12 protein-coding genes, 1 tRNA gene and 1 pseudogene are annotated in these 13,345 nt (G+C 67.9%); 7 read left to right on the top strand and 7 right to left on the bottom strand.

The features are described from left to right. Positions 1-6: 6 nt before the first annotated feature. The 5 genes and pseudogenes from ispH (at position 7) to radA (ending at position 3,958) form a co-directional block, all read left to right on the top strand. Positions 7-957: a 4-hydroxy-3-methylbut-2-enyl diphosphate reductase gene (gene ispH, locus DX912_RS02080; RefSeq protein ID WP_115840776.1), complete on the top strand. Its 951-nt coding sequence runs from the start codon at positions 7-9 to the stop codon at positions 955-957. Between the two features lie 135 nt (positions 958-1,092). Then, positions 1,093-1,168: transfer RNA gene (locus DX912_RS02075), tRNA-Thr, on the top strand. Positions 1,169-1,297: 129 nt separating this feature from the next. Further along, positions 1,298-1,789 (top strand): annotated as a pseudogene (locus DX912_RS02070) (pyridoxamine 5'-phosphate oxidase family protein); the annotation flags it as partial. Positions 1,790-2,191: 402 nt separating this feature from the next. Beyond that, on the top strand, positions 2,192-2,479 hold the full coding sequence (locus tag DX912_RS02065) for a hypothetical protein (protein WP_147298541.1): 288 nt from the start codon (positions 2,192-2,194) through the stop codon (positions 2,477-2,479). A 78-nt stretch (positions 2,480-2,557) separates the two neighbouring features. After that, positions 2,558-3,958, top strand: a complete 1,401-nt coding sequence (gene radA, locus DX912_RS02060; RefSeq protein WP_115840773.1) for a DNA repair protein RadA — start codon at positions 2,558-2,560, stop codon at positions 3,956-3,958. Between the two features lie 12 nt (positions 3,959-3,970). Here radA and DX912_RS02055 read toward each other — a convergent pair whose 3' ends face one another. The 7 genes from DX912_RS02055 to DX912_RS02025 all read right to left on the bottom strand — a co-directional run bounded on the left by DX912_RS02055 (position 3,971) and on the right by DX912_RS02025 (position 11,320). Beyond that, a complete protein-coding gene (locus DX912_RS02055) occupies positions 3,971-4,369 on the bottom strand; it encodes a hypothetical protein (RefSeq protein WP_147298540.1) in 399 nt (132 codons plus the stop codon). 102 nt (positions 4,370-4,471) lie between these two features. Next, positions 4,472-5,323: a formyltetrahydrofolate deformylase gene (purU, locus tag DX912_RS02050; RefSeq protein ID WP_115840771.1), complete on the bottom strand. Its 852-nt coding sequence runs from the start codon at positions 5,321-5,323 to the stop codon at positions 4,472-4,474. A gap of 122 nt (positions 5,324-5,445) precedes the next feature. Beyond that, positions 5,446-7,002 (bottom strand): DHA2 family efflux MFS transporter permease subunit, encoded by a 1,557-nt coding sequence (locus tag DX912_RS02045; protein ID WP_147298549.1) that lies wholly within the window; start codon positions 7,000-7,002, stop codon positions 5,446-5,448. A gap of 248 nt (positions 7,003-7,250) precedes the next feature. Beyond that, the gene (locus DX912_RS02040; RefSeq protein ID WP_115840769.1) at positions 7,251-8,450 is read right to left on the bottom strand and encodes an HlyD/EmrA/EmrK family protein; all 1,200 of its coding nucleotides are present in this window, start codon (positions 8,448-8,450) and stop codon (positions 7,251-7,253) included. Continuing rightward, positions 8,447-9,967, bottom strand: a complete 1,521-nt coding sequence (locus DX912_RS02035; RefSeq protein ID WP_115840768.1) for an efflux transporter outer membrane subunit — start codon at positions 9,965-9,967, stop codon at positions 8,447-8,449. The genes DX912_RS02040 and DX912_RS02035 overlap by 4 nt, the downstream gene beginning before the upstream one ends. A 2-nt stretch (positions 9,968-9,969) precedes the next feature. Beyond that, positions 9,970-10,428: a MarR family winged helix-turn-helix transcriptional regulator gene (locus DX912_RS02030; RefSeq protein WP_115840767.1), complete on the bottom strand. Its 459-nt coding sequence runs from the start codon at positions 10,426-10,428 to the stop codon at positions 9,970-9,972. Positions 10,429-10,528: 100 nt separating this feature from the next. Beyond that, positions 10,529-11,320: a cytochrome C assembly family protein gene (locus tag DX912_RS02025; RefSeq protein ID WP_115841032.1), complete on the bottom strand. Its 792-nt coding sequence runs from the start codon at positions 11,318-11,320 to the stop codon at positions 10,529-10,531. Positions 11,321-11,439: 119 nt separating this feature from the next. Between DX912_RS02025 and ffh the strand changes: the two genes are divergently transcribed. Together ffh and rpsP are read left to right on the top strand one after the other, a co-directional pair. Next, positions 11,440-12,807, top strand: coding sequence for a signal recognition particle protein (gene ffh / locus DX912_RS02020; protein ID WP_115840766.1), 1,368 nt, complete (start codon positions 11,440-11,442; stop codon positions 12,805-12,807). Positions 12,808-13,059: 252 nt separating this feature from the next. After that, positions 13,060-13,317, top strand: coding sequence for a 30S ribosomal protein S16 (gene rpsP, locus DX912_RS02015; protein ID WP_115840765.1), 258 nt, complete (start codon positions 13,060-13,062; stop codon positions 13,315-13,317). Positions 13,318-13,345: the final 28 nt, after the last annotated feature.

The following is a 13,345-nucleotide window of genomic DNA, read 5'->3' as shown; positions in this document are numbered from 1 at the left end:
AGTCTCATGGACGTCCTGCTCGCCAATCCCCGCGGTTTCTGTGCCGGTGTCGACCGCGCCATCGAGATCGTCAAGCGCGCCATCGAGACCCTCGGTGCGCCGATCTACGTGCGCCACGAAGTGGTGCACAACCGCTTCGTGGTGGACGACCTGAAGCATCGCGGCGCGATCTTCGTCGAGGAGCTCGACGAGGTGCCCGACAACGCGACGGTGATCTTCAGCGCGCACGGCGTCGCCCGTGCGGTGCGGATGGAAGCGGAGCGTCGCGGGTTGAAAGTGTTCGACGCGACCTGTCCGCTGGTGACCAAGGTGCACCTGGAAGTCGCCCGCCAGTGCCGCGCCGGTCGCGACGTGATCCTGATCGGCCACGAAGGCCATCCGGAAGTGGAGGGCACGATGGGCCAGTGGCGCCGCGAGGCGGGCGCCGGTCGCATCTACCTGGTCGAGGACAGCGAGGACGTCGCCGCACTGACGATCGACCAGCCGGAGAACGTGGCCTACACCACGCAGACGACGCTGTCGGTGGACGACACCCGCACCGTCATCGAAGCCCTGCGCGCGAAGTTCCCGGCCATCCAGGGCCCGAAGAACGACGACATCTGCTACGCCACGCAGAACCGCCAGGACGCCGTGCGCGAACTGGCCGCGCGCTGCGACCTGGTGCTGGTGGTCGGCTCGATCAACAGCTCCAACTCCAACCGCCTGCGCGAGCTGGCCGAGCGCGAAGGCGTGGAGGCCTACCTCATCGACGGCGCGATAGAGATCGACCCGAAGTGGGTCGCCGGTCGCCAGCGCATAGGCGTCACGGCCGGGGCGTCCGCGCCGGAGGTGCTCGTGCGCGGCGTGATCGACCGCCTGCGCGAGCTGGGCGCGATGCATGTGTCGGACCTGGAAGGCGAGCCGGAGAACATGGTCTTCGCGCTGCCCAAGGAACTGCGCCTGCAACTGGTCGACTGACCGACCGGATCGGCAGCCCCGGCTTCAACCGGCAATTGACCCGGTACCGGGGCAGCGCCTAGAATTCCCGTCTTCGCGGAGAGCGCTCCGCGGCACGGCCCCAGCGGCCCGCCCACGCGCTTCGCAGCACCATCCGCCGGAATAGCTCAGTTGGTAGAGCGGCGCATTCGTAATGCGTAGGTCGTAGGTTCGATTCCTATTTCCGGCACCAGTTTATTTTTTGAGCCCCGCTTCGGCGGGGCTTCTTTTTTTGGCGCGTGCTCGATGGCGGCGCGCGTCCCTTCACGCCTGCTCCCCGCCGACGATGGAACAGTCGCCACTTTCCTTGCGGAGTGGAACGATGGCCGGCATCGACAGGAACGTGAAGCGCATCGGCGAGCTGCTGAAGAAGATCGACATCGCCATGCTGACGACGACGGGTGCGGACGGCTTCCTGATGAGCCGGCCGCTGTCCACGCAGGACGCGCGGTTCGACGGTCGGCGCGTGTGGTTCTTCACCGAGACCGACAGCCCGAAGGTGGCGGAGATCCGCCGCAATCCGAAGGTCAATCTCGCCTACGCGAGCAAGGGCAAGAACGTCTACATCTCGATGACCGGCACCGCGCGCGTGAACCGCGACCGCGAGATGATCGAGGAGCTGTGGAACGACGCGATGAAGGCGTTCTTCCCCAAGGGCAAGAACGATCCGAACCTCACGCTGCTCGAAGTGGACGTGCACTCGGTCGAATACTGGGACGGCCCGGGTTCCTGGATCGGCAAGGCGGTCAGTTTCATCATCGCGCGCGTGACGAAGAAGGAAGAGGTGATGGGCGAGAACCGCATCGTCGACCTCAGCGAGAAGCGTCCGCGCAAGCGTCTGCCGCCGTCGCATGCGAACGCGCGGACCGGTGCGAAATCGGCTGCCGCGAAGGCGCCGCCGAAGACCGCGAAGAAAGCTGCGAAGAAGGCCACCACCAAGCGCGCAGGCATCGCGAAGAAGGCGACCGTCAAGCGCGCCGGCGCGACCGGCAAGACGACCAAACGCACCCGCGCGGCGAGTTGAGAGGCCGCCAAGTTCCCCGCGCGCGCCTGCCGATCGCGGCGTGCGCCGGTGAATGCACAACGCGCCTGAATTTCCTTTCACGTCCGTTCGATGAACGATTCATCTACCGGCAATCTGATGTTCACCGTTCTTTAGCGCGCGCATCGCCAACATGCCGCCAGTTTTTCGACAGGGGCATGAAAGGTGTCGAACATGCAGGTCAATGTCTTCGTGGTAGGACAGAACGAAGGATTCGTGGTCGCGCCGTGTGGCGCGCCACTTCCCGGCGACGAGATGGACGCGCTGGGCGAAGTACGGTTCGGATGGTCGGTGGACAGCGACCACGTCGTGCCGAAGCTGGACTGGATGGGGATCGTCAAGGACATCGACGCGCGGGGCTACAGCATCGTGCCGCACGGCGACGTCGGCGGGCTGCTCGGCCTGCCGCAGCATGAACTGAACGCCGTCTACCCGGAGCGTCACATCCGCTACGCCGCGTAAGCCGCAACCGCCCGCGTCTCGCCTTGCGCGACGCGGGCCGGGTAGAGTGCCGGCAGTCCCATCGCCGCGCCCCCCTCCATGTCGAAAGTCGCCAAATCCTCCAAGGCCCGCACCGCCTACGTGTGTTCCGAATGCGGTGCCGACCACAACAAGTGGCAGGGTCAGTGCGGGGAATGCGGCGGCTGGAACACGCTGAGCGAATTCGTCGTCGAACCCGCCGCCAAGGCGGGCGCGAGCGTCGCCGCGAGCCGTCGCGGCAGCTGGGCGGGCAGGGCCGACGCGCCGGCCGTCACCGCGCTGGCCGACGTGCGCCACACCGAGGAAGACCGCGTCAGCACCGGCATCGGTGAGTTCGACCGCGTGCTAGGCGGCGGCCTGGTGCACGGTTCGGTGGTGCTGGTGGGCGGCGATCCGGGCATCGGCAAGTCGACGCTGCTGCTGCAGGCGATCAGCAAGATGGCCGGCACGTTGCCCGGCCTGTACGTAACCGGCGAGGAATCGCTGGCGCAGGTCGCTGGTCGCGCTTCGCGCCTGGGCGTGCCGGTCGATGGCGTCCATGCGCTGGCCGAAACCGGCGTCGAACGCGTGCTCGAACACGCCGCGAAGATGCGCCCGGGCCTGATCGTCGCCGACTCCGTGCAGACGTTGTGGACGGAAGAACTCAGCGCGGCGCCCGGCTCGGTGAGCCAGGTGCGCGAAAGTGCCGCGCGCCTGGTGCGCTACGCGAAGGAAACCGGCACCGCGGTGTTCCTCGTCGGCCACGTCACCAAGGAAGGCGGCATCGCCGGCCCGCGCGTGCTCGAACACATGGTCGACGCGGTGCTGTATTTCGAAGGCGAAAGCGGCAGCCGCTTCCGCGTGCTGCGGGCGTTCAAGAACCGCTTCGGCGCGGTGAACGAACTGGGCGTGTTCGCGATGGGCGAGAAGGGCCTGCGCGAAGTGCCCAATCCGTCGGCGATCTTCCTTTCGGGCAGCGAGCGCCCGCAGCCGGGCAGCTGCGTGATGGTCACGCGCGAGGGCACGCGGCCGCTACTGGTCGAAGTGCAGGCGCTGGTCGATGCCTCGCCGCTGTCGAATCCGCGCCGTGTCGCCGTGGGCATGGAAGGCAACCGCCTCGCGATGCTGCTGGCGGTGCTGCATCGCCACGGCGGCGTCGGCGTGGGCGACCAGGACGTGTTCGTGAATGTCGTCGGCGGCATCCGTGTGCAGGAAACGGCGGCAGACCTTCCGGTGCTGCTGGCCGTGCTCTCCTCGCTGCGCGATCGGCCGCTGTCGGAGCAGACGATCGCGTTCGGCGAAGTCGGTCTGTCGGGCGAGATCCGCCCGGTCCCCAACGGCGAGGAGCGCCTGAAGGAAGCCGCCACGCACGGCTTCAAGCGCGCGATCGTGCCGAAGTCGAACGCGCCGCGCAGCGGGCGCATCGGCGAGATGGAAGTGATCGCGGTGGAGCGGCTGGCGGACGCGCTGGAACGGGCGTGATCGCCGGGGCTTTTACGCCTCGATCGCGCCGCCGAACGCCAGCATCTGCGCCCGCGTATCGTCGCTGATGGCGGCGCGCATCCGCGTCTCGTCTATGCATCGCACGACCCATCGCGGGGCGACGCCGGCGGTGCGCGCATCGAGCGTGCAGACGGCGAGGAAGTAACTCGGCCCCGGACCGGCCGCGTACCAGAGCGAATCCCAATGCGCCGGCCCGGCGCGGGAACGCATGTCCGGATCGTCCTCGTCGAGCTGGTAGGCGATCTTCACCACGGTGAGCGCTTCGCCCGGGAGCGGGCCGGCGGGCGTGGGGAACGACAGCGCATCGAAGGCCGCCTGCAGGCGCATCGCTTCGCGCTGCACGGTGAGGCGATGCCAGAGCACGAGCCAGCCCACGAGAACCGTCGACATCACGACGGTTCCCAGCCAGATCACGATGATCCATCGCTCGCGCCGCGCCCATGGCCGCACCTTACGCGCGGGATGTGTGCGCGTGGCGAACACGCATTCAGTTCACACCGCGAACACCACCGTGCGATGGCCGTTGAGCAGGATGCGGTCGTCGAGCCAGTAACGCAGTGCCTGCGCGAGCACGCGCCGTTCGATGTCGCGGCCGATGCGGATGAGGTCGTCGGGCGTGTCGTGATGGCTCACACGTTGCGTGTCCTGTTCGATGATCGGGCCTTCATCGAGGTCGGCGGTGACGAAGTGGGCCGTCGCGCCGATCAGCTTCACCCCGCGCGCGTGCGCCTGGTGGTACGGCCGCGCGCCCTTGAAGCCCGGCAGGAAAGAGTGGTGGATGTTGATGCAGCGCCCGGCGAGCGTGCGCGCCAGCTCCGCCGACAGCACCTGCATGTAGCGCGCGAGCACGACCAGCTCGGTACCGGTTTCCTCGATCAATGCGGCGAGCGCGGCTTCCTGCTCGTGCTTGCGGCCCTTCTCGACGGGCAGGTGATGAAAGGGGATGCCGTCGAAGTCCAGATGCCGGTAGGTTTCGCGCGGATGGTTGGCGACGACGGCGGTAATTGCCATCGGCAATTCGCCGATGCGCCAGCGGTAGAGCACGTCGGCGAGGCAGTGGTCGAACTTGGACGCCAGCAGCATCACGCGACGCGGCTCGCCACGATCACGCAATGACCATTCCATGCGGAACGCGCGCGCGAGCGTGTCGAAGCCGGCGCGCACCTGCGCCAGCGATTCCGGCGCGAGCGCGAACACGGTGCGCATGAAGAAGCGGTCGGTTTCGCGATCGTTGTACTGCTGCGCCTCGAGGATGTTGCCCTCGTACCGCAGCAGGTGCCCGGTGACCGCGTTGACGATGCCCGGGCGATCCGGGCAGGAAAGGGTGAGGACGTAGTGGGGCATCGGGGCATCGGCGCGATCCGTTGCCGGTTAGAACGCAGTGCACGCGTGCAGGCGGCCCCGGAAAGGGAACGGGCCGGTTTCCCGGCCCCTTCCTGCTTGCATGCATTCGGCGCAGCGTGCCGTCAGTGACCGCCCGCCGCCGCGCCGCCCATCTTCGCCGTGAACGGCGGCTTGGCGAACCACACGAACACGATCACCACCAGGAACAGGATGCCCAGCAGGTGGAAGATCTCGTTGAAGCCGATCTGCACCGCCTGCTGCGAGATCATCTGGTTCAGCACCACCGCGCCGCGTTGCACGTCGCCCTGGCCCAGCGAGGTCACCGTCTGCTGCATTGCCGGATCGTAGGCGCTGATGTTCTCGGTCAGTCGCGCGTGGTGGATCGTGCTGCGCTGGTTCCAGGCCCACGTCGTCAGCGACGCCGCGAAACTGCCACCCAGCGTGCGCACGAAGGTCGCAAGACCGGAACCCGCGGCGATCTCGTGCGGTTCCAGGTCCGACAGCAATATCGTCAGCACCGGCATGAAGAACAGCGCAACGCCCAGGCCTTGCCACAGCTGCACTTCGGCCACGCGCGCGAAGTCCACGTCGAGCGTGAATCCGGAGCGGTAGAAACTCGTGGCCGCCATCACCACGAAGGCGAACGTCGCCAGCATGCGAAGGTCGAACTTCGATGCGTACTTGCCCACCAATGGCGTGAGCAGGACGGGCAGGATGCCGATGGGCGCACTAGCGAAACCCGCCCATATCGACGTATAGCCGAGGTTGCGCTGCAACCACAGCGGCACGAGCAGGCCGACGCTGAAGAACGCCGAGTACGCCATCACCATCGCCGCGGTGCCGCTGGCGAAGTTGCGGTGGCGGAACAGGCGCAGGTTGACGATCGGATCCTTCTCGGTGAGTTCCCAGATGATGAACACCGCGAGCGCGGCCACCGCGATGACCGTCAGCCACACGATCTTGGTCGAGTTGAACCAGTCCTCGTCGTTGCCCAGGTCGAGCATGATCTGCAGCGCGCCCACGCCCAGCACCAAGGTGGCTAGGCCGATGTAATCCATCTTCGGACGCTCAAGGCGTTCCGGTCGGCCCTTCAGCTGCCGTCCGACGACGATGCTGGCGAAGATCCCGATGGGAACGTTGATGAAGAAGATCCATTCCCAGCTGTAGTTGTCGGTGATCCAGCCGCCGAGGATTGGGCCCGCGATGGGCGCCACGACCGTCACCATCGCCAGCAGCGCGATCGCCTGCCCGCGTTTCTGCGGTGGATAGATCGAGATCAGCAGCGCCTGCGTGACCGGATACATCGGGCCGGCGACGAAGCCCTGCAGCGCGCGCGCGGCGACCAGCAGGCCCATCGAATTGGCCAGGCCGCACAGCAGCGATGCGATCACGAAGGCGAGCGTCGCCCACGTGAACAGCTTGCGTTCGCCGAAGCGGCGCGTGAGGAAGCCCGTGAGCGGCAGCGCGATCGCGTTGCTCACCGCGAAGGACGTGATGACCCACGTCGCCTGGTTCGCACTCGCGCCGAGGTTGCCGGAGATGGTCGGCAGCGAGACGTTGGCGATGGTGGTGTCGAGCACCTGCATGAACGACGCCAGCGCCAGGCCGACGGTCGTCAACGCGATGTTGGGCGGACGGAAGGCGGTACTGGGCGGTTCCGGCGTGACCGGCAGGCCCATCTCCTCTTCCTGTTGCGCGATGGTGGACATGGCGTCGTCCGAGGTGTGCGACGCGACGGCGAGGTCGCGTCGTGGGAAGAAGGGCCGTCATTCCCGCGATGGCGGGAATCCTGCGACGTTCGGGGGAGGGATCGGTCTACAGGCCCCCGCATTCGCGGGGATGACGGCAAAGACGTGGAGCGTGGAGCGGTGTCGCGTTGCGTCGAAGCGTTCGCTCCGACGCGTTCGTTACAGGCGGTACGCGCGCATCAACCGTGCCGCGTTCCCGGCAGGTTCTCGCGGATGACCTTGTCGATCAGCGCGTTGGCATCGTTCAGCTGCTTCTCGTACGCGGCCGTGGTGAACAGCGGCTTGTCATCCTTGCGCGGCGCGGCGAGCACCGGGCCGTCCTGGTCGCGCACGGTGACGTCCACCGCCATGCTCAGGCCCAGGCGCAGCGGATGTTCGGCCAGCTGCTTCGGCTCGACTTCGATGCGCACCGGCACGCGCTGCACGATCTTGATCCAGTTGCCGCTGGCGTTCTGCGCCGGCAGCAGCGAGAACGCACTGCCCGTGCCCATGCCGAGCGCGGCGATCCGGCCGTCGTATTCGACGTCGCCGCCGTACAGGTCGGCGTGCACCTTCACCGGCTGGCCGATGCGCATCTTCGCCAGCTGCGTTTCCTTGAAGTTCGCCTCGACCCACAGCTGTTCCAGCGGAACGATCGTCATCAGGTTCACGCCCGGCTGCACGCGCTGGCCGAGCTGCACCTGGCGCTTGGCGACGTAACCTGACACCGGCGCGACGATGGCCGTGCGCTGAAGGTTGAGGTATGCCTGGCGCAGCTGCGACGCGGCGGCGGCGACCTGCGGCTGCGTGCCGACGTCGGTCGCGTCGACCAGCGCGCGATTGCGCGACAGGTTGCCGCTGGATGCACGCAGGCCGGCTTCGAGCACGGCCAGTTCGTTGCGTGCGTGGGCGAGTTCCTCGGCCGACACCGCACCGTTGCCGACGAGGCCTTCGCGACGCTTCAGGTCGGCGCGCGCTCGCGCGACCTGCGCCTGCCGTGCGGCGAGATCGGCGGCGCCGGCATCCACCGCGCTGTACAGGCCGCGCACCTGGCGCACCGTGTTGGCGAGATTGGCGACGGCCTGGTCGTAGGCGACCTGCGCGTCGTTCGGATCCAGGTGCACGAGCGGCTGGCCGGCTTCGACCTTCATGCCGTCGTCGGCGTCGATGCTCACCACCGTGCCCTGCGTCTGCGGGACGATGCTGACCACGTTGCCCTGCACATACGCGTCATCGGTGTCTTCATGGAAGCGCGCGACGGTGAGGTAGTACGTCGTCCAGCCGATGCCGGCAAGCACCGCCACGGCGGCCAGGATCGTCAGCGCCTTCCTGCGCTTGCCGTTGGACTGCGGCGCGGGCGTCGCCGCGGCCTTCGCGTTCGGATTGGGTTCGGTGGTCATGGCGTGGAGGCCTTGGCGATGTCGGATTCGGAAGTCGTCGGGGAGGTCAGGACCAGGCCGCCGCCGAGCGCGCGGTCGAGGTCGATGGAAGCGGCCAGCCGCTGCGCGCGAAGCACGGTTAGCTGGCGATCGCTGTCGAGCAGCGGACGCTGCGCGGCCAGTACGTCGAGCTGCGTGCCCAGGCCCGCCTTGTAGCGCTGCGTGGCGATGTCCCACGCACTGCGCGCGGCATCGCGCGCCTGCGTCGCCGAGGCGATCTGTGCATCGAGCGAGCGCGCCGAATGCACGGCATCGGCGACTTCGCGCAGCGCGGCGACCAGCGACTGGTTGTAGTTCGCCACGGCGAGGTCGTAGCTCGCATCGCTGCTGGCGAGGTTGTTGCGCAGGCGACCGCCGTCGAAGATCGGCAGGTTCAGCGCCGCGCCGCCGAGCAATTGCAGTGCATCGCCGCTGAAGATGTCGCCCAGGTCGCCGGCGCCCACGGCCAGTGCGGGCAAGGCGACGAGGTTGATGCTCGGATAGAACGCGGCCTTGCTCGCCTTGATGCCGTGCTGCGCGGCTTCCACGCGCCAGCGTGCCGCGACGACGTCGGGACGATGGCCGAGCAGCTCGCTCGGCAGTACCGACGGCACGCTCGGCGTGGACGCCTGCAGGATCGTCGGGCGGGCAATGTCGCGACCGCGGTCCGGACCCTTGCCCAGCAGCGCGGCAAGCGCGTTGCGCGTGACTTCGATCTCGTGTTCGCTCGCCTGGATCTGCTGCTGCGCGCTCGCCACTGCGCTTTCGGCGTTGTGGATCTGCAACTGGTTGTCGAGGCCGGCGGCGACGCGCTGGCGGCCGAGGTCGAGCAGCCCGCTGGCGCGCTGGAAGTCCGCCTTCGCTACGTCGTTCGCATCGAACGCCTGCGCGAGCGAGACGTAGGCGCGCGCGATGTTCGACGACAGCGTCAGCCGGGCGGCCTGCGCTTCGACTTCCGCCGCGTGCGTCTGTCCGACCGCGGCCAGCCACTTGGCTTTCTCGCCGCCCCACAGGTCGAACGTGTAGTTGAACGTCAGGCCCAGCATGGCGATGTCCGTGTAGGACCCGCCGAGCGGCGGCGCCGCGAGGGTTTCGGGAAGCTGCACGCCGACGTACTGCGCGCTGCCGCTGAGCGTGGGCTTGCGCGCCGCATCGGCCAGGCCCGCCTGCGCGACGGCCTGGCGCACGCGCGCGTCGGCGGCGGCGAGGCTCGGCGTGCCCTGCAGGGCTTCGGCGATCAGCGAATCGAGCTGCGCATCGCCGAGCGAGGTCCACCAGTCCTGCGTGGGAAACGCCGCCGGAGACACGATCGCATCGGACAGCGAACGCTGCGTCTGCAGGCTGTCGGCATCGAGCAGCTGGCCCTCCGGCGCGAGGCCGCGCGAACTCGCGCAGCCGGCCAGAACCAGCACGCTCGCCAGCGCGACCGCCAGCGTCGACGTCGCCTGCAGGGACACGGGCTTCAGCCCGCGGAGCGGGCGAGGGAAGGAATGGGCCATGGTCAGGTGTCGGAAAGGGAGAGGTTGTCGCGGACCTGTTCGAGCATCCGCGTGAGCTGTTCGCGTTCGGCGTCGCTCATGCCGTGCATCGCGCGCTCGCGCACGCGCTGGCCGCACTGGTTCACGTCCAGCCACATCGCGCGGCCGGCTTCGGTGAGCTGGATGTTCACCGCGCGGCGGTCGGCCGGATCGGCTTCGCGCGCGAGAAGCCCGCGGGCTTCGAGCTTGTCGAGCAGGCGGGTCATGGCGCCGGGATTGAGCTCGGCGGCGCGGGCGAGGTCGGTGACGCCGTGCGGCCCGTCGGACAGCTTCTTCAGCGCGATGTACTGGCTGAAGGTGAGCTCATGGCCGGCGGCGGCCAGTTCGTGCTCCATGCGCGACCACATGGCGTCGCGGACCTGCCGGAAAAGCAGGCCGAGCGTCGAGCCACTGCAGGGGGCGAGGGAACGGGATGCGGACATGGGTGCGCATCTTCTTCGCCCGGGCAATATTTGTCAATGCAAATATTGTTTCAGCAATGGAAACGTACCGTTACCGTGAATGGAACAGCCTGAATGGGGATCAGGCGGGTCGGCGAAGGACGAGTTCGAGCACGAACTTGCTGCCGAAGAAGGCCAGGATCAGCAGCGCCATCGCCGTAAGCGTCCAGCGGACGGCCACCGCCCCGCGCCAGCCGTAGCGCCAGCGACCGGCCAGCAGGCCGCCGAACAGCAGCCACGACAGGACGCTGAGCACGGTCTTGTGCACCAGGTGCTGGGCGAGGAGGTTTTCGACGAACAGCAGGCCCGTCAGCAAGGTCGCGGTGAGCAGCGCGAACCCGACCGCGATGGTCCGGAACAGCAGGGTTTCCAGTTCGACCAGCGGGGGCAAGGCGCGCAGCCAGCGGTGGAATTCGCGCCGACGCAGTGCGCGCTCCTGCGCCCACAGCATCACCGCCAGCAAGGCGGCGATCGCCAGCGTCGCGTAGGCGAGCAGCGCCATCCACGCGTGGAGCTGCAGGCGCCAGTCCAGGCGCTCTCCCAGCACGTGCCCGTGGTGGTGGTAACCGAACAGCGCCAGCGCCGCGATCGGGAACACGATCACGCCCAGGGCCGCCATCCGCCCGCCCGCGCCGACCAGCGCGGTGAGCGCCGCCATGCCCAGCGCGACCAGCGAGAGCGCCGCGTAGAAGTGCATGTCCGCGCCGCCGCTGGCATGCCAGGCGAGCAGGTGCGCCAGCGCGTGCAGCGCCACGCCGCCCACCGCCGGCAGCAGCCACAGGCGCGACGGGCGCGTCGGCTCCTGCCGCACACCGCCGATGAGCAGGGCGGTCGCGACCAGGTACAAGGCGATGGCGATGAGAACGATTGTCATCGAGGCAGTGTCGCACAGCGGCGAGACGAACCGCATGGGGCCGGTTGCGCACCGGGTCGCAGTTGTCGAAAGGCTATACTTCGCGCCCCGTTTTCTGCTTTCGACCAGGTCGCGTCCGCATGTTCGAATCCCTGACCCAGCGCCTTTCCGGCACCATCGAGCGCCTGCGCGGCCGCGGCCGCCTGACCGAGGAGAACATCCGCGAGTCGCTGCGCGAGGTGCGCATCGCCCTGCTGGAGGCCGACGTCGCGCTGCCGGTGGTGCAGGCGCTGATCGAGCGCATCAAGGTGCGTGCGGTCGGCCAGGAAGTGCTGAAATCCCTCACGCCGGGCCAGGCGCTGATCAAGGTCGTGCGCGACGAAATGACGGCCGTCATGGGTTCGCAGGCCGCCGACCTGAACCTCAACGTGCCGGCGCCTGCGGTCATCCTGATGGCCGGCCTGCAGGGCGCGGGCAAGACGACCACCGTCGGCAAGCTCGCCAAGCACCTGAAGGAAAAGCGCAAGAAGAAGGTGATGGTGGTGTCCGCCGACGTGTATCGCCCGGCGGCGATCGAGCAGCTCAAGACGCTCGCGCAGCAGGTCGACGTGCTGTTCTTCCCCTCGAGCGCGGACCAGAAGCCCGAAGCGATCGTGAAGGCCGCCATCGACGACGCGAAGAAGTCCTTCGTCGACGTGCTGCTGGTCGACACCGCCGGCCGCACCAGCATCGACGAAGCGATGATGGCCGAGATCAAGGCGCTGCACGCCGCGGTCAATCCGGTCGAAACGCTGTTCGTCGTCGACTCGATGACCGGCCAGGACGCGGCCGTCACCGCCAAGCATTTCGGCGAGGCGCTGCCGCTGACCGGCGTGGTGCTCACCAAGACCGACGGCGACGCCCGCGGCGGCGCGGCGCTGAGCGTGCGCTACATCACCCAGCGCCCGATCAAGTTCATCGGCGTGGGCGAGAAGCCCGACGGCCTGGACGTCTTCCATCCGGACCGCATCGCCAGCCGCATCCTCGACATGGGCGACGTGCTGTCGCTGGTCGAGCAGGTCGAATCGCAGGTCGACAAGGACAAGGCGCAGAAGCTCGCCGAGAAGGTCGCCAAGGGCAAGAAGTTCGACCTGAACGACATGAAGGACCAGCTCGAGCAGATGCAGAACATGGGCGGCATCCACGGCCTGATGGACAAGCTGCCGGGCATGGGCCAGATCCCGGACTCGGTGAAGAACCAGGTCACCGGCAAGGAGGTGCCGCGCATGGTCGCGATCATCAATTCGATGACCAAGAAGGAGCGCCGCAACCCTGGCCTGCTGAACGGCTCCCGCCGCGCCCGCATCGCCAAGGGCGCCGGCCTGACCCCGGCCGACGTCAACAAGCTGATGAAGCAGTACCAGCAGATGGAAAAGATGATGTCCAAGCTGGCCGGCGGCGGCATGAAGGGCCTGATGCGCGGCATGAAGGGCATGATGGGTGCCCGGGGCGGGATGCCGTTCCGCTGAGTTTCCGGCTTCGCCGGAAACTCCCCCAAAGTTTGCTGCGCAAACCTTGGGCCCCGCGGCGCGCTTCCTACCCCCATTCGCGCCCTTGGCGCGAATGGCCCCCTAACAAGGGGGCTGGGGGAAGGCCGCTCGGGGGTCCATTCCCCTAGGGCGACCCCGTCGCGCCGGGGTTTCCCCATCCCGATCAATGCCTTATACTTGCGGGCTTACCCTGCCATTCCGGCAGCTGGGCAACACAGGAACTACCGAACCATGGTCAAGATTCGTCTCGCTCGCGGCGGCGCCAAGAAGCGTCCCTTCTACCACGTCATCGTCACCGACAGCCGCAACGCCCGTGACGGCCGCAACATCGAGCGCGTGGGCTTCTACAACCCGGTCGCCCAGGGCGCCGAGAAGCGCGTGGAGCTCAACGTCGAGCGCGTGCAGCACTGGATCAAGAACGGCGCGCAGCTGACCGACAAGGTCGCCGTGCTGTACAAGGAAGCGGCCAAGGCCGCGACCGCCGCCTGATCCGCGGGCCGCGCCCCGCGCGCGGCCA

Source organism: Lysobacter soli (assembly GCF_003382285.1).
Classification (GTDB): Bacteria; Pseudomonadota; Gammaproteobacteria; order Xanthomonadales; family Xanthomonadaceae; genus Lysobacter_J; species Lysobacter_J soli.
Note: the sequence above shows the minus strand (reverse complement) of the source record. Positions and strands in the feature narration are given on the sequence as shown.